Source organism: Pseudoalteromonas sp. BZB3, from assembly GCF_040104455.1.
GTDB lineage: Bacteria > Pseudomonadota > Gammaproteobacteria > Enterobacterales > Alteromonadaceae > Pseudoalteromonas.
Genome location: NZ_JBECOS010000010.1, coordinates 167724 through 189635 on the forward strand (window position 1 = coordinate 167724; position 21912 = coordinate 189635).

A 21912-nucleotide genomic window follows, 5' to 3' on the forward strand; every position below is an offset into this window, starting at 1 on the left:
GTAGGATGCTGTAACAAAAACGTCAAATTAGCATTTAAATAAAACCTTTAAAAAAACATAAAAAACGCAAATACGAGCAGTAAGATGATGAAATAAATAAACTTTAAAACACTATGAAATATTTACAAGATGAAATTTAAAAATAAATTTTAGGAATTCAATATAAAGAAAAACAAAAATTATCTCGTAATTTTTAACAAATAAAAATACAGATTAATTAAACAAAATCATTATTGCCATTTATTAAAAATAAACGTTTTAAATTCTAAGGGACATGTTTCTTTGAAATAGATAATTAAGAAGTTTTGTAGATTTTACTTTGAGGTGTTTTTAATGGTTTTAATAAAGCTAGGGTATTGTAACCCTAGCTTTATTATTTTAAATAGAAACTGGTGCTTTGATATGCGGGTGAGCTTGGTAATCAACAAGTTCGAAGTCATCAAACTTGAAGCCGAAAATGTCTTTCACTTCTGGATTTATTTTCATATTTGGTTTAGGGAAAGGCGTACGGCTTAATTGTTCATCAACCTGCTCTAAATGATTAAGATATAAATGTGCATCACCAAAAGTGTGGATAAAGTCACCAACTTCTAAGTCACACACCTGAGCAATCATCATGGTTAGCAGCGCATAGCTTGCGATATTAAATGGTACTCCTAAGAAAATATCAGCACTGCGTTGATAAAGCTGGCACGACAACTTGCCGTCTAATACGTAGAATTGGAACAGTGTATGGCATGGCGGCAGAGCTTGCTTACCCATAGCCGCATTTTCACTTGGAGAGTACTGAGTATCAGGCAATAATGCCGGGTTCCAAGCACTTACGATTAAACGACGTGAATCCGGGTTTGTTTTAATTTGTTCTATCAGCTCTTTAATTTGGTCGACTACTTCCCCATTTGGGCCAGTCCATGAACGCCATTGAGCGCCATATACAGGGCCGAGCTCGCCTTCTTCCGTTGCCCAACCATCCCAAATACTTACGCCGTTATCTTTTAAGTACTGAATATTTGTTTCACCATTCAAAAACCAAAGTAACTCATGAATAATTGAACGCAAGTGACACTTTTTAGTGGTGACTAACGGAAAGCCTTCTTGCAGATTAAAACGCATCTGATAACCAAACACACTGATTGTACCTGTGCCTGTTCTATCTTCTTTTTTAGTGCCATTCTCTTTGACATGGCGCATTAACTCTAAATATTGTTTCATAGCGTTTTATAACTCTTACTTTTGTGCAACGGGTTGGGTTTTATATGCCCAAATCATAATACCAAGACCAGCAATTATCATTGGCATTGATAGAATTTGACCTTGTGAAATCAGGCCACCATATAAACCAATATGGGCATCAGGTTCGCGGAAATATTCGATACAGAATCTAAAGAAACCATAACCGAATAAGAATAAGCCAGCGACACTGCCCGTAGGGCGTGGCTTTTTAGCAAACCAGATGAGCATAATAAATAACACTAGGCCTTCGAAGAAAGCTTCGTATAATTGCGATGGATGACGCGGTAATGGCCCTCCAGTTGGGAATACCATCGCCCAAGGAACATCTGTCGTGCGGCCCCATAGTTCACCATTGATAAAGTTACCAATACGACCCGCCAATAGTCCAACAGGGACAAGAGGTACAACGAAATCACCAACCGCAAAAGGTGAGCGTTCAGTGCGCCAAGCGAAAATGAAAATGGCGGTGATCACACCTAAGGCACCACCATGGAACGACATGCCCCCTTCCCAAATTTTGAAGAGGTAAAGTGGATTTTCTAATAAATAGGAAAATTGATAGAAAAGCACATAACCAACACGACCACCTAATATCACACCTATCATGCCGTAAAATAATAAGTCATCAACTTCTTCTGTTTTCCAACCTGAGTTTGGTTTTGCCGCTTGACGCTTACCAAACCACATTGCAAACGCAAAGCCGATTAAATACATGAGTCCGTACCAACGGACACTTAAAGGCCCAATCGAAAAAATGATGGGATCAATTTGTGGAAACTCCATAGCCTTTCCTTAATTAACAATCATGTTAGCAGCGATAACTATGAGCAGCGCTGCAAAGATTTTTTTTATTGTTGAAACAGGTAAATATTGCGTCGACTTTGCGCCTATTGGCGCCATAAACCAAGAGGTTGAGACAATGCCTACAAGAGCCGGTAAATAAATAAACCCAGCAAAGCCTTGTGTCAATTCAAAGTGCTTACTTCCTGCACTGATATAACCAAGCGACCCAAATAAAGCGATTACGATACCACAAGCGGATGCACAGCCGATGGCTTTTTTCATATCCATTGAGAAAAACGTCAACAAGGGTACAAGTAACGCGCCCCCTCCGATACCAATCATCGCAGAAAGGCCGCCTGTAATACTGGTAAACAAAGTTAAAATAGGGCCATTTGGTAAAGTTCTCGAAGACTGTGTCGCTGTTTTCCTGCTGCTGTAGAGCATTTTTAAAGCAATTAAAACCACGCAAACAGAGAAAATAATCCTAACCACCGCCTCTGGGAGAAAAGAGGCCATAAAGCCACTCACTAAAGCCCCTAATGCCACACCTGACATGATCCAAGGTGCGACTTGCCACGGTACATTACCATTTTTATGATGAGCTAAAGCTGAAGACGTCGAGGTAAATAGAATAGAAGCCAAAGAAGTAGCAATCGCTGCAATCACTACTTGTTCCGCTGGAAGAACATCAAAATGCAACAAAATAGCGCTTAATACAGGTACGATGATAAGGCCACCACCTATCCCTAATAATCCGGCTAAAAAGCCTACACCACTGCCCAAAATGGCACAGTAGAGGACAAGCAGTAACAAGTCATTCATGAACGCATTCTCTTCTTATAATTTGCGCGCTATTTTACCCGATTTGAAATTGATTAAACACCTGAAATAAACCTTAACAAACAGTTAGTGTTTAGATTGGTAGAGCAGTTCGCTAAACTCATTCTCAATCATAAAACTCTTAAGTAAACGGTGAACTTGTTTGGTAGTCGATTGCTTTAAACATTCACCTAAAAGCGCTTCCATGTCGGCGACTTTTAAACGCCTGAGTACCCACTTCACCTTACTCATTGTTGAAATATTCATACTTAAACGGCGATAACCCATTGCTATCAATAAAATAGCGCCTTCAGGTTCACCGCCTAACTCACCACATAAGCTAAAGGGCAGTTCTAAATTTTGGCATTGTGTAGCCACTTGGTTAAGTACACGTAATACACTGGGATGGAATGGATCAAAAAGATCAGCCACTTGCGCGTTATTTCTATCAACCGCCAGTAAGTATTGGGTTAAATCATTACTACCGACCGAGCAAAAGTCGACTTTGTCAGCCCACTCAGGCAGTAAATAAATACTAGAAGGCACTTCAAGCATGACGCCGATTTCTGGTTTCTCGATTTGAATAAATTGATCAGCCCACTCTTCTTGTAATTCAAAGTAAGCTTGCTCGAGTAATTTAAGTGCTTCATCTACTTCTTCGGTATGACTCACCATAGGTAACATAATTTTTAGGTTACCTAATCCCGTATTGGCCTTTAACATGGCTTTAAGCTGATCTAACAACAGCTCAGGATGATCTAGAGAAATCCTGATCCCACGCCAACCCAGAAACGGATTTTCTTCAGTAAAGTTAAAATAGTCGAGTACTTTATCGCCACCAATGTCGAGCGTTCTCATTACCACATTTTCTGGGTGATAACGGGTCAATACTGCTCTATACCATTGCTCTTGTTCAGCTTGTGTCGGAAATTGGCCTTTTTGCATAAACCAAGCTTCTGTCCGGTACAGACCAACCCCATCACAGTATTTGGCAATTTCTTGCTCAGTCGATAAATCCAAACCTGCATTCACTAACAAGCTAATGTGCTCGCCATCTAGTGTTACAGCTTCTAAATGATGTTCAGCTTCAAACTTATCGTGTAGTTTACTTTCTTGAAGATGTAACTGTTTATATTCTTTTTTAAGCGCAGGCGTGGGCGAAATATAAACTCGGCCAGCATAAGCATCTAGAATGATGTCTTTGTTTTCAAATTGTAATAGCGGAATGTCTTCAATACCCCAAACAGCTGGAATACCCATGGCTCTGGTAAGTATAGACGCATGAGAGTTTGCAGAGCCATTCACACTGATCACCCCTTTTAAGCGATCTTTTGGCACTTCGGCCAACATGGTCGGGGTCAATGTATGCGTAATTAAAATAGTATCTTTTGGATAGAATTTAACAGCTTGCTCTGTACTCATAAGGTGATGCAAAACACGTAACCCTATTTCTTTTACGTCTATTGCCCGCTCTTTTATATAAGGATCAGACATGGCATTAAATTGGCTCACCAAACTTTCAATGACATATTTTAGTGCGCTTTTTGCACTCCAGCCTTGCTCAAGCTGCGCTTCGACCTGTCGGCCTAAACTCCGGGCATCCAATAATTGCTGATATACTTCAAAAACCGCAACGGCTTCTTTAGGCATAGAATCACTGAATGTTGAAGCCATAATATGAAAATCTTGCCGTGTCGCAGAAACAGCTTGTGCAAAAAGCTTTCTCTGTTGCTCCACATTATCGCTTTTTTGCATATCTATGCTTTCAAAATCAAGCTTTGGGATCACAACAAAACCGTGCCCTAAAGCAATGCCTGGAGAGCCAGACACCCCTTTTAAAACGGAGGTTTTTTTTGCAGTTGTTTCAACAGACAAAATTGATTTTGCTTCGGTGTTAGCAAGTTGAGATGCTAGTTGAGCTGATAAAGTAATCAGAAAAGATTCTTCGTCGTTGCTAAATGAACGCGCTTGCTTTTGCTGTACAACAATAACGCCAATGACTTTTCTCTGATGAACAAGTGGCACCGATAAAAAAGCGTTGTAGCCTTCTTCGTGTACTTCAGGAGAGAGTTTGAATCTTGGGTGAGACTGCGCGTGGGCAATATTGATAGGCTCTTCGCGTTGTGCAACTAACCCAACCAAGCCCTCTGTAAAGCCAATTCTAAAATTACCGATTGCCTGAGGGTTGAGTCCATCACTGGCCATCAAGATAAAGTTATCTTGGCTGTAATCAGCAAAATAAATAGAGCAGCACTCTGTAGCGAGTGCTTCTTTGACCATAACGACAAAACGATTAAGTGCTTCAGTTAATGTGGGCTGTTGCGCCACCTCTTCAACAATGGCTCGTAATGTCGCAAGCACAATCTTCTCCTTAATTTAACGGCGATGTCGCCAATGATTTTGCTCTTTTGGTATATGCTCTTTCCGATTAAAAGGCATCGCAAATGGCGCAAACTCTTTCATCACTCGGCGATATACATCACGCTTAAAAGACACCACTTGACGAACCGGATACCAATAACTCACCCAACGCCAATCATCAAACTCGGGATGGTGCGTATGTAGTAAGTCTACATCTTCATCTTTACAACGTAGTTTCAATAAAAACCATTTTTGTTTTTGACCGATACAAACTGGGCTTGAATCTTTACGGATCAAGCGCTTAGGCAGCTTGTACCTTAACCAATGTTTAGAACTCGCAACAATCTCAACATCTTCTGGTTTTAACCCAACTTCTTCATGTAACTCTCGGTACATGGTTTGTTCTGGGGTTTCACCATCGTCTACTCCACCTTGTGGAAACTGCCATGAATGTTGTCCATAGCGTCGTGCCCAAAAAACCTGACCTTGATTATTACAGATCACAATTCCGACATTGGCACGAAATCCTTCGGCATCAATCACCTTAGTGCCTCATTTCTTAAGTCGATATTTTTTGATTGTTCCATAACTTAATGCCTACAGCAAATATAATTCCAGCTTTCTACCACCTTATCCACAGGTTAACCTTAAAATTGAACAACTTTTATTTTTAATAAATTAAATCCACAAAAATACTGTATAAAACTCACTTTCTCCACAGATTCTGTGGATAACTGTGTTTATATTACTGTATTTATCCAAAGGTACGAGCTGAAGCAACTCAGCAAGAAAAAAACAACTTTAAAAAAAGTGTTATATTTCATATAAGTAGAATAAACCACTGTATAAATAAGCGGGTTTTTATTGAGCAAAAATCAAAAAAATAGTGCTTTTAAAGTCCTGCTCGCTTTTTAGACAAAAATATAATGGGACATAAAAATTAAGGCTTTCAGTCAGTTGTGGTCGCTTGGTAGCCATAATAAACGTGAAAAGTACGCGGTTTATTTAAACGTTTGCTTTCGATGCATGGACTTTATTGAATTAGGAGGCTGGAAGCGTGATTAAAGCAATGGGCAAGAAAATATAAGCCTGTTTTTACCAAACAGGCCTATTGAGTAGTCAACAAATCTGGGGGACTAAAGAATCTATTAAACTCTCTCAGTATTGCTATTTATTTAGCTTTCTCCAAACTTCCGTTTCTTCAGTACCAGCTACCATTCCTTTGTGATGCCAATAAATTACTTTTTGCCCGTGCTCTTGCTTTTCCTCAAGCCAACCTTGGAAAGTAAATACTTTACCAGCGTGCTCTCCCGGTCCACTTTGCTTTACATGCTTTTTTATATGCTCTTTATAGCTATCACCTTCAACTGTGAACGTACCCGATAAATAGCCTAGAAATTCTCCTTGCTGCATATTGTTGAAAGCAAATTTACTGCCTTTTATTGTTTTGATCGCCACCAGCGTTGAGTTATCAGCATAAAGTACCTCACCACTCGCTGTTTTATATTCACCTTTTATAAATTGCCAATCACCTTCGAACTGGTGAGCAGATAAGTTCGTAGACATGAGTGCCATAAAAAGAATTGAGATGAGTCGTAATGTCATGTTGTTTTCCTTGTTTATTTTTTACAAACCAAATGTCACATACAACACCATGAGTTTAATAGACTAAAAATATTAAATTTTATTAAAGCATCTTAGAAATTATTAAACCAACCGCCACAGAGCAACAAAAAGGCAAAACCTTTCTCAATAAATGAGAAAGGTTTTTTATATTGATACTCAGTTAAGCTTCTAATTCTTTGCGAACAATTTCAGCACCTTTCGCTAGCGCTGTTAGCTTACCTCGTGCTACTTCTCTAGCAAGTGGCGCTAAACCACAGTTTGTACTGGGGTAAAGTTTGTCGGCATCTACATAACGCAACGCTTCACGTAATGTGTTGGCCACTTCTTCTGGTGTCTCAATGGTATTGGTTGCCACATCAATAGCGCCAACCATGACTTTTTTACCACGGATCAAAGAAAGCAGTTCTATTGGTACACGAGAGTTATGACATTCAAGAGAGATAATATCTATGTTTGATTGCTGAAGCTTTGGAAATACCTCTTCATATTGACGCCACTCTGAACCCAGAGTTTTCTTCCAATCAGTGTTGGCTTTAATGCCATAGCCATAACAAATATGTACTGCCGTTTCACAGCTTAAGCCTTCAATGGCACGTTCAAGACATTTAATGCCCCATTCATTTACTTCTTCAAAGAAAACATTAAACGCAGGCTCATCAAACTGGATAATATCGACACCAGCCGCTTCTAGTTCTTTGGCCTCTTGGTTAAGGATCACAGCAAATTCCCAAGCCAATTTTTCTCGACTTTTATAATGGTCATCAAATAAAGTATCAACCATGGTCATTGGACCTGGCAATGCCCATTTAATCGGCTTATCTGTTTGCGCTCGTAAGAACTTTGCGTCTTCTACAAATACAGGTTTTTGACGGGAAACAGGCCCATAAACCGTCGGCACACTGGCATCATAACGGTCACGGATTTTAACTGTGCGGCGGTTTTCAAAATCAACTCCATCAAGATGCTCAATAAAGGTCGTGACAAAGTGTTGTCTGGTTTGTTCACCATCGCTGACAATGTCTAAACCAGTTTGATACTGCTCTTGTAATGACACACGTAATGCATCGTGTTTGCCATCAATTAATTCTTGTCCTGATAACTTCCATGGTGACCAAAGCACTTCTGGTTGTGCTAACCAAGATGGTTTTGGCAAACTGCCTGCTGTTGATGTCGGTAATAATGTTTTCATTTTACTAATTCTTTTCTAGGGTGATTAAGCACTCGACCTTACCTATGTGTAAGGTCTTTATTTATATGCAAATAGATAATTAAGCGAAGTTTGACGACCACTGAGCCAGAATATTTTGGTAAGGCTTTATAAAATACTCTTCAGCAAACTTACCTTGCTCTTTGGCTAAACGACTGCGCTCTTCACGGTCATAGATGATTTGTGTAAGCGAATGATCAAGGTTTTTCAGGTTTGGTTTATAAACCTTGCCTGCAACCGCGTTGGCGTTATAAATCTCTGGGCGATAGATCTTTTGGAACGTCTCCATCGTGCTAATGGTGCTTATAAGCTCTAGGTTACTATAGTCGTTTAATAAGTCACCAAAGAAGTAAAATGCAAAAGGCGCAACACTGTTTGGCGGCATAAAATAACGCACTTGCAAGCCCATCTTTTGGAAATATTGCTCTGTCAGTGACGACTCATTCGGTAAATATTCAAAACCTAGAACTGGATGCTGGTTTTCTGTTCGACGATAGGTTTTGTTATCTGATACTGATAAACAGATCACTGGTGGCTTTTTAAAGTTGTTTTTATAAGTCTGTGAATTTACAAAATACTGGAATAACTTACCGTGCAGATCGCCAAAGTCTTCAGGAATGCTAAATTTTGACTTGTCTTTATTGTGGTCTAAAAGCAGAACGCTAAAATCGTAGTCACGAACATAAGACGAGAAGTTGTTGCCCACTATGCCTTCAATTCGCTCATTCGTTTGCTTATCTAAAATGTAAGTTTTCAGTACCTCAATCGACGGGAATGCTTCGTCACTCCCCGTAATATCCATATCTACTGACACAATTTCTAACTCAACAGCATAACGGTCGGCATTGGGGTTATCCCAATGGGCTAATGCATTAAAGCGGCTGTCGATCATGGTTAAGGCATTACGTAAGTTTGACTGACGACTTTCGCCACGGGCTAAATTTGCAAAGTTAGTGGTGATACGTGTGCTGGTTGACGGCTCGTAATGTTCGTCAAGGCGCTGCGTTTTAATGCTGAAATTAAAATCGTGACTCATGTGCTTTGTACCCTTTTTAATGAGATAAATAGTAAATTGCTGCTCCCTTCACTTACCTAGCCTTTACTGAATATCTAAGTAAATCATGTTTATCTTTTACAGACTTACTAAGGAATACTTAAATTCGTTTGGTCTTGCGTTCGGAGCACTATTAGTTATACGGATTCTATAACTTGAATAAAAACGGTTTAATTTCACCTAAAACATGAGTTAGATTCACGTTGCTGGGGTAATACTTACCCATGTTGAACAATGAAAAGCCAAATTATTTAGAAAACCACAACAGAAATCTAGACGTCTAAAAATAATATTCTCTTGTATCTATTTCCTTCATACAAAACATGAGGATTTTTCAAAGCTTATCTCTCATTTAAGAAAAACAAGCCATTGAGATGTTGATATACTCCTGAGAAGTCTGGATGTCTATTCGTTAGCAACATCTGAGCAAGGCGTTATACCAATTGCATTAAACTTCTGACTCATTATTGCGACAGAAAAAAAGACCAATAACTTGGATGTAATTTGGTAGACCTCTGTTCTATATAAGAAATTTCAGACGACGTTATTGGGTTTTTTAGCTCGCTAGAATTATTAGTTAGTTAATAAAAATGGTATATATCTTAATGAAGAGAAAATGGAATGAGTGAATTAATACTATTGGTGTTGTACTGCGCATTACTTGGTAGTGTTGTGGGCTTTTTAGCGGGATTATTAGGTATTGGTGGCGGTTTAGTTATCGTGCCAATATTGAGTATTATCTTACTGCATTTTGAGGTGTTGCCTGCTGAACAAGTGGTTGTTACAGCCATTGCGACTTCTTTGGCTTCAATCTTGTTCACCTCGTCTTCTTCGGCTATTGCACATCATAAAAATGGTAACGTGCCATGGGAATTAGCTCCTTGGATCTTGACAGGTGTGGCCCTTGGCGCACTAATAAGCGGCTTTTTGGCTGCACTTTTACCTGAGCACATTGTAAGAATTGTATTTGCAGTGAGTGTTGTACTTATTGCACTAAAAATGTTTTTAAGCAGTAAAACCGACACCCCAAGCGAGCGTACTTTACCAAACAAAGGTGTATTAACTATATTAACTACCATTACTGGGGGCTTTTCAGCCATGATAGGTATTGGCGGCGGTGCCCTTTTAGTACCACTTTTGAGCTTTTTTTCGGTCGATATGAAAAAGGCCATTGGCTGCGCATCAGCTTGCGGCATCGTTATCGCTCTATTTGGCTCAATTGGTTATATCAGCTCAGGCAGTAGCCATTTTGCAATGACTGATGGCTTTGCCGGGTTTGTATATTTACCTGCGCTACTTGGTATTGTTTGCACATCTTGGTTTACCGCTCCCCTTGGTGCCAAGGCTACACAGAGCTTACCGGTATCTACCATTAAAAAAGCGTTCTCAGGCCTGTTAGTCATAATGGCTGTAAACATGGTCGTTTAATCATTTTTAGGGGCTTAAAAGCCCCTTTTTACAGCAACATCACAAAACCAGTCATTGCGAAAGCTAGAGTTCTTCTGGCTATAAATCGAGCTCAAATTTATCACCAATTAAAAGTTGTTCGAAAAACAAACAAATTACTGCTATACGTTAAACAATCTCTGAAAAGTGTAGAGTTGATATGAAACTAACAGTATCACTTCGAATATTTGGTGGTTTTGCAATATTACTTTTGCTCTCCATAGTTATTTATCTAGTTGCCTTAATGGGAATACGCTCTATCGGTTCCGGGGTTGAACAAATGAGTGAAAAAAGCGTACCTACACTTATTGCAGGCGCAGATCTGGCACAAAACATACTAATCACTGAGTTATCTCTGATAGAGCTTTCCACGACTGAAAATGAGCAAGAAGCCACTCGATTACGTGATTTAATAAAGCAAGCAAATGTAAATAATGACTTAGCAATTCAATCACTCAGTCAATTTATTGAACCTAATAGTGACTCATACGCCTTATTAGAAGAAACTAAAACATTAAACACTACCTTTCTTAAAGCGAGTGATCAGGTTATTACTGATTACTTTAAATTACTTACGTTACTCTCTATTACTCAAGAACGCGCTCGAGAGTTTGGAGATATGGGTGATGAAAGCTTAAGCCTTGCATATGATTTAGAGGGGTTAAGTGAAAATGAAAGCACCAATGATTCTATCACTGAGTTTGTCACCCTTATAGAAAGCAGTGTAGATGAAGCGAACGCTGCTTTAACTTCAAATATCACTTTTGAAATACTCAGTATCGAATCTGCTTTAAAAGACTCTAAGGAGGAGTTAAAAGGATTATTTAATAAATTTTCACAATCGTCAGAACTCAAAGACGATGAGTCTGTTTCTTTGATGGCTGACAATTTAGAGCGATTTTTAGCTGCACTTGTCGGTGACAAAAGTGCTATCAAAGCAAGATTGGATAGCCTAAATCGCCAAAAAGAAGTATCAGAGCAGCTTAAACAAGCTAAGCATCAGGGTAATAATGCCAGAGAAATACTGATTAGGTTAAACGACAAGATTAAAGTAACCTCCAACGAAATTAAGAATGATGCACTTGAGTCGGTGAATCAAAATCAGTTAATTACCACAATCTTAACGCTGATCACCCTATGCTTGTCTGCATCTGTCGCCTACTTTGTAACTAACTCCATCAAAAAGCCTCTGCATCATGCAGTAACACAAATAAAACAAGCCGCGACTGGAGACATGACCGTTCACTTCACTAAAATGCGTGATGATGAGTTAGGTGAACTCGCTGATAATATGCAAAGCTTGGTTAATACCTTAAGAAATACCTTAAAAGAAATAGCCCATAATTCTAATAGCCTAGCGACCACAGCAGAAGAAACAAATACCATCGCCAAGCAGAGCTTTGACAGTGCCTCTTCTCAAAACAACAAAATGCAGGTAATGACTCACTCAATTGCAGAAATGACTGACACTGTGCAGTCAGTGTCTAATAGTATTCATCACACTTTGGAACAAGTTGAAAAGTCGAATAATGATGCTGAACAAGGACAAATATTACTCAGTCAAAACATAGACAACATTCACTTGCTTGCCGATGCCATTAAGCAATCAGCGACAGTGATAGAAACCCTGAACGATGACACGAATAACATCAGCTCTGTGTTAGACATTATTCGGGGCGTTGCTGAGCAAACTAACTTACTGGCTTTAAATGCAGCCATTGAGGCAGCTAGGGCTGGAGAACAAGGTCGAGGCTTTGCAGTTGTTGCCGATGAGGTGAGAACCTTGGCGAGTAAAGCCCATGATGCCACACAAGAGATTCAACAAGCGATAGAGAACCTGCAACAAGGTGCCAAACAAGCTGTTGCAACCATGTCTAAATCACAGCAAGAAACTCAGCAATGCGTCGATGGCATTCAAAATGTAGACGAGATGCTTGGTTCAATTTTAAGTGGCATCACGAACATTAAAGATATGAGTCAACAAATCGCGACCGCCGCTGAGCAACAGAGTATTGCCGCTGTCACGCAAAATGAAAATATGAAAGAAATGCAACACATCACGGAGCTTTCTGCTTCTCATGCTGAAGAAAATAATCAAGCAAGTCAGCAGCTAGCTTCTATGGCAGAAACCCAAAGAGAACTTTTGAGTAAATTCAAAACCTAGGAGCAACCCATGCGATTATTTTTATTATGCTTAATAATTGTCGTCCCTTCTTTTACCTTCAGTGGTGCAACACAGGCTGGTACTTGCGAAATAAAGTACACTCGAACGGCTTGCCCTGGGAAAGAGAAAATTAGTTACAAGAAATGTAAAGGGAAACAAAAATGTTCAAAATTCAAAGAAGCCGCAACTGCAGCTGAGTGTGGCACAATGGCTGTTAAATCATGTCGAAATAAACGCCTAACGGTGACTAAATCTAAAGTCATCAATGCACTGTTTGATGGACAGCAAATTAAAGCAAGTAATGGCAGTGATGACTTTTGTACGGTTTATGAAAAAGCCAACGAGGAATTTAATAAATGTGATGGGTAATAAGATACCTAAAACTTTTGTTCGCTTTTTAAAACGACTTTTCGAGTTGCCATGATGCTTGAATGAATCTAGTCAATCTGGCCCGTGTTTGTCTTTGAAGTTTGAACACAATTCAAAGACAAACACGCCTTAGTATTATTTTTTTCAATAAAATTTAAATTAGCTGCTTGTATTAGCATTAGTTACAATAGCTTTGTTATAACTCAGAGATATTTCAATGCTAAAACCTTCTCCGCCACTCACCGTTAATGAACTCATGCAACGCGTTGAGCAAATTGCAGGGCTAACCTTAGGCGAGATTGCGGCTGACTTTAACTTTAAAACCCCAGAACATTTATTACGTGAAAAAGGCTGGCAAGGTCAATTATTAGAATATGTACTGGGTGCCACCGCAGGCTCAAAACCAGTTCCTGACTTTGAGCACTTGGGCATCGAGCTTAAAACCATACCCATTGGCTTTAACGGCAAACCACTTGAAACGACTTATGTATCGGTTGTTCCGCTAACTAACCTAACTGGTATGACTTGGCAATCGAGTACCGTTAAGAAAAAGCTAACCCATGTTTTATGGCTGCCGATTCTTGCTGAAAAAACCATTCAACCGATAGATAGAACTATCGGATCTGGATTTTTGTGGCAACCAAGCTTAGCACAAGAGCATCAATTGCAAAGAGACTGGGAAGAGCAAATGGAGCTGATCTCACTTGGCCGAATAAATGAAATATCTGGCCATTTAGGTGAGGTGATGCAAATTAGACCAAAAGCCGCGAACAGCAAAGTGTTAACTGATGTCATTGGGCCAAACGGTACAATGACACAAACTTTGCCGCGCGGTTATTACTTGAAAATTCCATTCACCGCCCAGATCCTAGCAGAACAGTTTGGGCTTTAAGCTCAGCTAGGTTATTTCCTGGTTCAAGAATACAGCCGCGCCTAACAAGCCCGGTTGTGGCTCTGTGATCACAAACACAGGTGTCTGCTCCGCAATATGAGAAAGGCGCCCTTTTGCAATAAAACGTTCGCCAAAGTCACCTTGTTTTAGAAATTCGATGAACCTAGGCACAATACCTCCAGCGATATAGATCCCACCAAAGCTGCTATTAAGTAATGCAAGATTACCTGCAAAGCTGCCTAACACTTTACAAAATTGTTGAAGTGCCAAACGACATAAACCACAATTTACTGTAATAGCATTATGCGAAATCTCAGCCGCGCTCAAACTGGTTTTGTTTACCGCGGCATGACTCCCCTCTATAGTGTTTTGGTAATCTACAATCGCACTATAGATCTGCTCTAACCCATAGCCTGATAATAATTGCTCATAAGAGATCCGTGGTTTTCTGCTATCGAGGTAGTTGAAAATGATCAAGTCCAGCTCATCTACCGGTGCAAAATCAATATGCCCGCCTTCTGAGTTAATACAATGCCAGCAATGATTACCTTGCATTGTAACCGGTGTGAGGGTCGCAACCCCAAGCCCAGTTCCTGGCCCACAAATCGAAATGGTGCTATTAGCTCTGCCCTGCTGTGGCCCTCGAATATAACACTTTTGCTCATCATTTAAAAAAGGTACTGACATCGCGATGGCTTTGTAGTCATTAATTAAATACAAGCTTTGTAAGCCCAATTCTGCCTTAAGCGCAGTTTGCGAAAACGCCCATGGCAAGTTTGTCATTGAGATCCAATCTTCATCAGTCGGACAGGCAATCGCAAGACAAGCATGTAAAGCCTTACCTGCGATTTCTTGTTCAGCAATATACAACTTAAGCACATCAGACAGTTCAGCAAAGTCAGCACATTTATATGTGCTGACATGCGTTAACTGATTGTTTTTCGTTGCTTGCGCAATGCGGATATTGGTACCACCAATATCCGCAACAAGTCTAATTTCAGTTACATTATCCATAATCACTCACACTGAATGCTGGCAGACTTACCTTGCTCAGGCGCAAAGTGAATGTCACTGATAGATAGATTTGCCTTACCGCTTGTAGAAATTGCAAATGGCATGATCACTTGGCTATATTTCAAACCTTGTTTAGCAAAGCAATTTAAGTCAATTGATAAATTCTGCCATTGCGTGTCTGGTAATCTATTCAACTGCTCAGTGATGTCTACCTGTGCTCGACAGCTACCTGGTTTATCGCCTTCACTTTCACAATGGCTTGAAATAATCACAGGCTGCTCTGCAAGGCCATCGCGCATGAGCTCAATCACTAGTGCGGCATTACTGGCTTGCATCATAGATAAGTCTTCTCTAAACCAACTTTTGCTGACAAATTCCATACCCGCATTCTCTTGACTAGTCCAAAGCAGTTTGAAAGCGTCTTCTTGGATATGTTTATCTATTGTGCGGTACTCAAGGCCTTTTAGAGCGATACTGCTCGACATCACAGCTTGATTGTTTGGTCCTGAGAACAAACGCATTTGCCAAGGCGCGAAAGTCTTCCCTTTGAATACATAGCTGTTTGCATCTGCACCGTTATCAAGCTCAACTTTTTCACTCAAGCTATTTGATAACACAGACTTATCACCGTACTGCAAACCAAAGCCATAAGGCAGTAATGGTTCATAATCGGTGTCAAATCGATTTACCGGCTTACTTGGGTGACTAGGCCAAGAGAATGACAGCTTACCTTTAAAGTCATTTTGTACCATACCCGCTTTATCTTTGAGCAGCACATCTGCAACCGCATCGCCTTCAGAACCTGGTAACCAAGCAGCGACAAAAGCATCACTGGCATTTAGCTCTGGATTAACCCAAAGTGGGCGGCCACTGATAAACACTGAAATCACCGGTATACCTTGCGCTTTTAGCTTTTTCAGTAAGGCTAAATCACGTTTATCACCTTGTTGATACACGAGGTTTTCTTTGTCACCATGGCCTTCCGCGTATGGCTCTTCACCAAACACCACAATGGCAACATCAGGTTTGTTTTCAAAACTACCGTCTTCGCTAAGCGTAACCTTGCCACCAGAAGCTTTGATTTGTTCGGCAAGACCGTCGTAGATTGAAGAGCCACCAGGAAAGTCGGCGTTTTCATTGTTGGTGCCTTGCCAAGTAATTGTCCAGCCACCTGATTGCTTACCAATATTGTTCGCCGCATCGCCCGCAATCAGAATATTCTGCTTAGGTGAAAGTGGCAGTAAGTTATCGTTATTTTTAAGCAATACTAGAGATTCACGCACTGCCTGCTTTGCAACCTCACGGTGCTCAGCATGACCGATCAATTCTGTTTTATTAGCATATGGACGATTTGCAGGGCTTGCTTTATCGAATAAACCTGCACGGAATTTCACGCGTAAAATACGCGTTACCGCATCGTCAATACGTGACATAGGAATAACTCCAGCACGCACTTGCTTGATGGTGTTTTCCATCAAGGGTTTCCATGCATCCGTTGGTACCATGTATACATCAAGACCTGCATTCAACGCTTGCGGACAGTCATGGTTGCTACACCCTTTGATCTGACCATGGCCGTTCCAGTCACCTACCACAAAGCCATCAAAGCCCATTTTATCTTTTAAAACGTCGTTAAGCAGGTATTTATTGCCGTGAATTTTCTCACCATTCCAGCTATTGAAAGACGCCATCACAGACTGAGCGCCCGCAGTTAAACCGCCCACATAACCTTGCGAGTGAATGTTGAATAAATCCAACTCTGAGTCGATGTTATTACCTTGGTCATCGCCTTTTACCGTGCCGCCGTCACCCACAAAGTGCTTAACCGTACTAATAACACGATCGTCACCTAAGAAGTTATCGCCTTGTGTACCCTGCAACCCATGAACAATCGCAGCAGCATATTCTTTCACTATTTCAGGATCTTCAGAGTAACCTTCGTAAGTTCGACCCCATCTATCATCACGAACCGTAGCGACGGTTGGCGCGAATACCCAATCGATACCGGTTGCCATCACTTCTTTTGCGGTTACTTCGGCAATTTTTACAATCAAGTCTGGATTATTTGCTGCACCTAAGCCGATATTATGCGGGAATAACGTCGCCCCAATCACATTGTTGTGACCATGTACCGCATCGGTGCCCCACATGGTTGGAATATTGATGCCATCTAGTGAATCATCAACCGATGCTTGATACATGGCCTCAGCTAAATCAACCCAATCTTTCACACTGGAATGTTTATTGTTATTTGGAAATGCACCACCGCCATTGAGGTATGAGCCAAAGCCGTAGCGACGCATATCTTCTACTGTGATGTCGCGGATCTCAGGTTGGATCATTTGCGCTATTTTTTGCTCTAACGTCATTTTTTCCAGTAATTCAGCGACTTGTCGCTCAATCTCCGGGTCTTTTTTAACTTCAGAGTTAATTGTCGGCCATATATCTAAACCAGACTTTTCTACCTCAACAGTGTCGTTTTGTTTTGCACATGATGCCAACAAACCTGTGACCATCACTGCAACGAATGATTTCTTTAAACGCTTCATTTTATTACCTCTCAGAAGAGCTATTTACAGGTTTATGGCCTTTTAAGCCGAAGTAGCCAATGAACACATAACACAGTGCTGGCAATAAGAAAGACAGTTGAACACCGACGACATCGGCAAGCATGCCCTGGAATAATGGCACGATTGCACCACCAACAATGGCAAGACAAAGTAAGCCTGCGCCATGACTTGCTGCATCGCCTAATTTATTGATTGCTAGACTGAAGATGGTTGGGAACATGATTGAATTGAATAAACCGACAGCCAAAATTGACCACTTCGCCACAGCGCCGTCTGACATCACTGCAACCACAAGCAAGACAATGGCCATCACAGCATTGAATGCCAGTACTTTGCCCGCTGCGATTTTTTGCATCACAACAGCACCGATAAAGCGACCGATCATGGCACCGCCCCAGTAATAGGCGATTAACTTAGCGGCTTGTGCTTCATTCAAACCAGCAATATTTGGGTCGTGTAAAAAGTTCACTAAAAAACTACCGATAGCGACTTCCGCACCCACATATAAAAAGATGCCAATCGCACCGAGTTTAAGGTGCGTATATTTCAGTGCGGTTTGAATTGACGGAGTTGATTGTTCACTTTTACCCAACTCTGGCAGCTTAATAAAGGCGAATACTACAGCTAAAGCCAATAGCGTCAGCGCTAAAAATAAATAAGGCACTTGTACTGCCGTTGCATCAGTTTGCGCAGCTGCATTTGTCTCTGAGAAAATCAGCCAAGCACCAAAAAATGGCGCAACAGTTGTACCTAAAGAGTTAAACGCTTGCGTCATAGTCAAACGCGAAGAAGCTGTTTTTGCAGGCCCAAGTGCACTGACAAAAGGATTAGCAGACACTTGCAAGACCGTGATACCTGCAGCCAGTACAAATAGCGCCCCTAGGAATAAGGCATACACGCCCAAAGCCGCCGCAGGATAAAATAAAAAGCACCCAAGACTAGCTATTACAAGGCCCGTGATTATGCCCTTTTTAAAGCCAATTTTACTCACTAAAGTGCCAGCAGGGATCGACACGATAAAATAAGCGCCAAAGAAGCAAAATTGCACTAGCATGGCTTGAGTGTAAGTGAGGGAGAAAGCGTTTTTTAAATAAGGAATTAGAATGTCGTTAAGACAGGTGATGAACCCCCACATAAAAAACAAAGTGGTTAAGGTGATCAACGCAAAGGTATTATTTTGCGGTTGTTCAACCTGATTGTTTGTATCAAAAGTACCTATAGAGCTTGCCATAGTCATATTCCAGCATGCCGAACCCAAAGCGCTTACCTAGCATGTTTACTAGCACTTGGGGTTTAATTAATCTTGAATGGCTCACCTCCGACGCAGAGGCAAGCACTTGTTATGAGTTATATTGAATTAATTGAACGAGTAACGAACACCCACCGCATAACGAGGGCCATATTCTCTTGCGAATAAGAATTGACGCTCGTAACGGCCATAGCCTTGCTCTGTTTCGTTATTCAAGTTAATGCCTTCGAAGAACACAGTTACTTGGTCGTTCAGATCATAGTTCACACTCATATCCCACTGTCCAAATGCCTTAGCAAATTGTGGTGGGTTATCTGAAGAGCCCTGATCTTGACCAACACCAATCAAGTATTCATCACGCCATGCGTAAGTTAACTTGATTGATAGCCCGTCTTTTTCATAGAAAGCTTGGAAGTTTGCTGAATCACTCAAACCCGTTAATGGGGTTTGCTGGTCTAAACTGTTTACATCGAATTCAACATCACCGTTTACGAAAGTCGCATTCACGCCTACGCCAAAACCTGTCTCACCTATTAGGTGCTGAACAGCAACTTCAATACCATCTACTGACTTAGTATCTGGTGCATTAAATGGACGAGTGATGTCCCATACCATCAAAGGATCATCCGCGTTTGGTGTGATATAGCCTTGCTCGTTTAATGTTGAACCATTCCCTTGCATTTGAGCAAAAATAGCATCATTGGTAGCTTGCTCTCCTCGACCTTCAATATCAGCAACTGCTTGGTTCCAACGAGGGCCTTTGTAAATGTCATTAAAACCTTCAATCGTAGTGGACACAATTTGGCTACCAATGAAGTTTTTAACTGATTTATCAAAATAACCAATCGCCGCGTAGCTGCCTTCTGCGTAATAGTACTCTAAGCTTAAGTCAAAATTTGTAGACTCAAATGGTAACAAGTTAGTGTTTCCTTCACTCGCGTTGCGCGAGCCAATTTTTGGACTACCTGATAGGCTACGACCGCCTGCTAAATCGCCTAAAGGCGCACGCGAAATGGTTTTACCCCAAGAAACACGTGACACTAAGTCGTCGGTTAACTCCACTTTAATATCAAGCATAGGTAAAAACACATCATGTTCACCTGTTAGTGTTAGCGTGTTGTTTTCACCAGGAAGGTATTGAGTATGCCATTCACTGCCACCTTTCCACCAAACTGAAGTTGGAACTGGTTGGAATACATCACTGGTTACGTCTGTTTCTTCGTAACGTACACCTGCATTTAACTGCACAGGAAAATCTGCAACTTCAAACTCCCAGAAGCTTGATAAATAAATACTGGTTGTTTCTTCTGTAACCGAGCCCTTCGAGAAAGTACCCAAATCGTGATATGCAGTTGTTGCGAAGTAATCGTCACCACCTAATAATTCATTGGTTAAAAACGCTTCAGAGCGTGCTACAACTTCATCAAAGTCGAAGGTATAATAATAGTGCGGATTTAAATCACTGCCACCACCTGAAAAGGCATCTAAGAAATCGCTAGTATCGTGCTTGGTAAACATGCCATCTGGGAACATTTCAGGCCATGATGGGTTAAACAAAAAGCCACCAATTAAACCACTCCAAGCATTAGAACCACTCATTTCCTGTTCGGTACGTGCAGCACCAAATTGAATATTTACTAAGCCAATATCGTCATAGTAAACATCCCAGACACCATCTAATTGAATCTGATCAACAGTTGCTTTACCAGGAGAGTGAATAAATTGACTAAAGTGTGAATCCATTTCACTGGCAAGCAATTCGTTAGTACCATTTTTCCAAAGGATATTCGCGTGAGGTACTTCACCTGTACGATAGTCGTACATTTTTGTAATAAGCTGGTCTGACCCTAAAACTAATGAACCATGGCTGCCTAAGCCTTTGTCTGCACCATTATCTGTCTCGCTTTGAGAATCGTGGTAGTCCAAGGTCAGCTTTAAAGAGTCTGTCACTTGCCAATCAAAGTTAAAGCCTAAAGAACGCTCTTCTACTTCTGTTGTCGCACGAGAGGCTGTAAAAGAACCATCATTACCGCCGATATCTGCATAAATAACGGTGCCATTTTCATCTAACTCATACGCATTGATATTGCCACCATAATCGTTCCACATACCCCAACCGATAGAGTTCATACCAGTGACCGCTTTCGTGCCCACATAGTCTAATGTGAAGACCATATTATCGGCTGGCGCATATTGGAAGACTACATGACCATTGGTGCGCTCTCGTTGAAAATCAGCAATACCGTAGTTCATATCTCGAGGAAAAAAGTGGTCACCGATTCTATTGCCTTCATCATCTAGTGGACGAGGATCGACCACTTTATCTTTATCTAAATTGCTAGGTAAATCGACATTCGCTTGCCAACCTTGAATGTTGGCACCTTGCTGTTGAAAATCACGATGTTGATGGTTAAAAGAAATGGCAAAGCCCACTGTATCATCTAGATATGTGTTTGAATAAAGTGCTGAGAACTCAGGGGTGACATCCTCACCCGCTTCATTTGAAGAATCATGAATAGCCTTAGCCGAAACCGAAAACTTCTCTGTTGCGCTGTTAAGAGGTTTTGCAGTCACAATGTTGACCGTTGCACCCAAGCCACCTGTTGGGTTGTCAGCTCGCGCTGTTTTATAGACTTCTAATGCAGACACACCGCTTGAAGATAAATTTTCAAAGCTATAAGAGCGAGTATTACCCGTACCAGGCATTTGACGACCATTCAAAGTCACCAGGTTAAAGTCAGGACCGAAACCACGTACCGTGATTTGGCTACCTTCACCATTACTTCGGCTAACTGCAACACCCGTAATACGTTGTAGTGACTCAGCCAAGTTAGTATCTGGAAACTTACCCATTTCTTCAGCTGAAATAGCATCAACAACACCCGACATATCACGCTTTACATTCATCGAGCGGATCAAACTGCCTTTGATGCCTCGTACTTCAATGACTTCTACGTCTTTTTCTTTATCTGCTTCGTTCGCAAACACGTTGGCTGTAAAGCCTGTGCTTAATGCCGCACATACATAAAGTGCGATTTTTGATTGTTGGAATTCAAATGTGTTCATAATTGCCCTACTAAAATCTTGCTCAGTGAGGAGCATGAAAAATCACGCTCGACCTTATC

General features: G+C 40.9%; 16 protein-coding genes. 4 read left to right on the forward strand and 12 right to left on the reverse strand.

Features of this window, described 5'->3' with window-relative positions; all coding sequences use genetic code 11:
* Positions 1–378: 378 nt before the first annotated feature.
* The 8 genes from ABMY35_RS11125 to ABMY35_RS11160 all read right to left on the reverse strand — a co-directional run bounded on the left by ABMY35_RS11125 (position 379) and on the right by ABMY35_RS11160 (position 9065).
* Entirely contained in the window at positions 379–1212 is an 834-nt protein-coding gene (locus tag ABMY35_RS11125; protein WP_349286258.1) for a thymidylate synthase, read from the reverse strand.
* Between the two features lie 15 nt (positions 1213–1227).
* On the reverse strand, positions 1228–2016 hold the full coding sequence (gene lgt, locus ABMY35_RS11130; RefSeq protein ID WP_349286259.1) for a prolipoprotein diacylglyceryl transferase: 789 nt from the start codon (positions 2014–2016) through the stop codon (positions 1228–1230).
* Positions 2017–2025: 9 nt separating this feature from the next.
* Positions 2026–2838 (reverse strand): sulfite exporter TauE/SafE family protein, encoded by an 813-nt coding sequence (locus ABMY35_RS11135; RefSeq protein ID WP_349286260.1) that lies wholly within the window; start codon positions 2836–2838, stop codon positions 2026–2028.
* 84 nt (positions 2839–2922) lie between these two features.
* A complete protein-coding gene (gene ptsP, locus ABMY35_RS11140) occupies positions 2923–5196 on the reverse strand; it encodes a phosphoenolpyruvate--protein phosphotransferase (RefSeq protein ID WP_349286261.1) in 2274 nt (757 codons plus the stop codon).
* Positions 5197–5211: 15 nt separating this feature from the next.
* Positions 5212–5739 (reverse strand): RNA pyrophosphohydrolase, encoded by a 528-nt coding sequence (rppH, locus tag ABMY35_RS11145; protein WP_349286262.1) that lies wholly within the window; start codon positions 5737–5739, stop codon positions 5212–5214.
* Between the two features lie 624 nt (positions 5740–6363).
* Positions 6364–6801 (reverse strand): hypothetical protein, encoded by a 438-nt coding sequence (locus ABMY35_RS11150; RefSeq protein ID WP_349286263.1) that lies wholly within the window; start codon positions 6799–6801, stop codon positions 6364–6366.
* 181 nt (positions 6802–6982) lie between these two features.
* The gene (locus ABMY35_RS11155) at positions 6983–8011 is read right to left on the reverse strand and encodes a methionine synthase (RefSeq protein ID WP_349286264.1); all 1029 of its coding nucleotides are present in this window, start codon (positions 8009–8011) and stop codon (positions 6983–6985) included.
* 79 nt (positions 8012–8090) lie between these two features.
* Positions 8091–9065: a DUF1852 domain-containing protein gene (locus tag ABMY35_RS11160; RefSeq protein WP_349286265.1), complete on the reverse strand. Its 975-nt coding sequence runs from the start codon at positions 9063–9065 to the stop codon at positions 8091–8093.
* A 639-nt stretch (positions 9066–9704) separates the two neighbouring features.
* On the opposite strand from ABMY35_RS11160, the gene ABMY35_RS11165 reads away from it, so the two are divergent.
* From ABMY35_RS11165 to mutH, 4 genes are all read left to right on the forward strand, one after another.
* Positions 9705–10511: a sulfite exporter TauE/SafE family protein gene (locus tag ABMY35_RS11165; RefSeq protein WP_349286266.1), complete on the forward strand. Its 807-nt coding sequence runs from the start codon at positions 9705–9707 to the stop codon at positions 10509–10511.
* Positions 10512–10689: 178 nt separating this feature from the next.
* Positions 10690–12693, forward strand: coding sequence for a methyl-accepting chemotaxis protein (locus ABMY35_RS11170; RefSeq protein WP_349286267.1), 2004 nt, complete (start codon positions 10690–10692; stop codon positions 12691–12693).
* Positions 12694–12702: 9 nt separating this feature from the next.
* Positions 12703–13062 carry a hypothetical protein gene (locus ABMY35_RS11175; RefSeq protein WP_349286268.1) on the forward strand — a complete coding sequence of 120 codons (360 nt, stop codon included), beginning with the start codon at positions 12703–12705 and terminating at the stop codon, positions 13060–13062.
* 217 nt (positions 13063–13279) lie between these two features.
* Positions 13280–13954 (forward strand): DNA mismatch repair endonuclease MutH, encoded by a 675-nt coding sequence (gene mutH, locus ABMY35_RS11180; RefSeq protein WP_349286269.1) that lies wholly within the window; start codon positions 13280–13282, stop codon positions 13952–13954.
* A 6-nt stretch (positions 13955–13960) separates the two neighbouring features.
* Here mutH and ABMY35_RS11185 read toward each other — a convergent pair whose 3' ends face one another.
* From ABMY35_RS11185 to ABMY35_RS11200, 4 genes are all read right to left on the reverse strand, one after another.
* Positions 13961–14968: a glucokinase gene (locus ABMY35_RS11185; RefSeq protein ID WP_349286270.1), complete on the reverse strand. Its 1008-nt coding sequence runs from the start codon at positions 14966–14968 to the stop codon at positions 13961–13963.
* A gap of 2 nt (positions 14969–14970) precedes the next feature.
* The gene (locus ABMY35_RS11190) at positions 14971–17517 is read right to left on the reverse strand and encodes an exo 1,3/1,4-beta-D-glucan glucohydrolase (RefSeq protein WP_349286271.1); all 2547 of its coding nucleotides are present in this window, start codon (positions 17515–17517) and stop codon (positions 14971–14973) included.
* Positions 17518–17521: 4 nt separating this feature from the next.
* Positions 17522–18769, reverse strand: coding sequence for a sugar MFS transporter (locus ABMY35_RS11195; RefSeq protein ID WP_349286272.1), 1248 nt, complete (start codon positions 18767–18769; stop codon positions 17522–17524).
* A gap of 126 nt (positions 18770–18895) precedes the next feature.
* Positions 18896–21853 carry a TonB-dependent receptor gene (locus ABMY35_RS11200; protein WP_349286273.1) on the reverse strand — a complete coding sequence of 986 codons (2958 nt, stop codon included), beginning with the start codon at positions 21851–21853 and terminating at the stop codon, positions 18896–18898.
* Between the last annotated feature and the right edge of the window lie 59 nt (positions 21854–21912).

Excerpts from the sequence above, each read along its gene's own strand:
- ABMY35_RS11125 (WP_349286258.1), bottom strand. The coding sequence starts at position 1,212 with ATGAAACAATATTTAGAGTTAATGCGCCATGTCAAAGAGAATGGCACT.
- lgt (WP_349286259.1), bottom strand. The coding sequence starts at position 2,016 with ATGGAGTTTCCACAAATTGATCCCATCATTTTTTCGATTGGGCCTTTA.
- ABMY35_RS11135 (WP_349286260.1), bottom strand. The coding sequence starts at position 2,838 with ATGAATGACTTGTTACTGCTTGTCCTCTACTGTGCCATTTTGGGCAGT.
- ABMY35_RS11150 (WP_349286263.1), bottom strand. The coding sequence starts at position 6,801 with ATGACATTACGACTCATCTCAATTCTTTTTATGGCACTCATGTCTACG.
- ABMY35_RS11155 (WP_349286264.1), bottom strand. The coding sequence starts at position 8,011 with ATGAAAACATTATTACCGACATCAACAGCAGGCAGTTTGCCAAAACCA.
- ABMY35_RS11160 (WP_349286265.1), bottom strand. The coding sequence starts at position 9,065 with ATGAGTCACGATTTTAATTTCAGCATTAAAACGCAGCGCCTTGACGAA.
- ABMY35_RS11165 (WP_349286266.1), top strand. The coding sequence starts at position 9,705 with ATGAGTGAATTAATACTATTGGTGTTGTACTGCGCATTACTTGGTAGT.
- ABMY35_RS11170 (WP_349286267.1), top strand. The coding sequence starts at position 10,690 with ATGAAACTAACAGTATCACTTCGAATATTTGGTGGTTTTGCAATATTA.
- ABMY35_RS11175 (WP_349286268.1), top strand. The coding sequence starts at position 12,703 with ATGCGATTATTTTTATTATGCTTAATAATTGTCGTCCCTTCTTTTACC.
- mutH (WP_349286269.1), top strand. The coding sequence starts at position 13,280 with ATGCTAAAACCTTCTCCGCCACTCACCGTTAATGAACTCATGCAACGC.
- ABMY35_RS11185 (WP_349286270.1), bottom strand. The coding sequence starts at position 14,968 with ATGGATAATGTAACTGAAATTAGACTTGTTGCGGATATTGGTGGTACC.
- ABMY35_RS11190 (WP_349286271.1), bottom strand. The coding sequence starts at position 17,517 with ATGAAGCGTTTAAAGAAATCATTCGTTGCAGTGATGGTCACAGGTTTG.
- ABMY35_RS11195 (WP_349286272.1), bottom strand. The coding sequence starts at position 18,769 with ATGGCAAGCTCTATAGGTACTTTTGATACAAACAATCAGGTTGAACAA.
- ABMY35_RS11200 (WP_349286273.1), bottom strand. The coding sequence starts at position 21,853 with ATGAACACATTTGAATTCCAACAATCAAAAATCGCACTTTATGTATGT.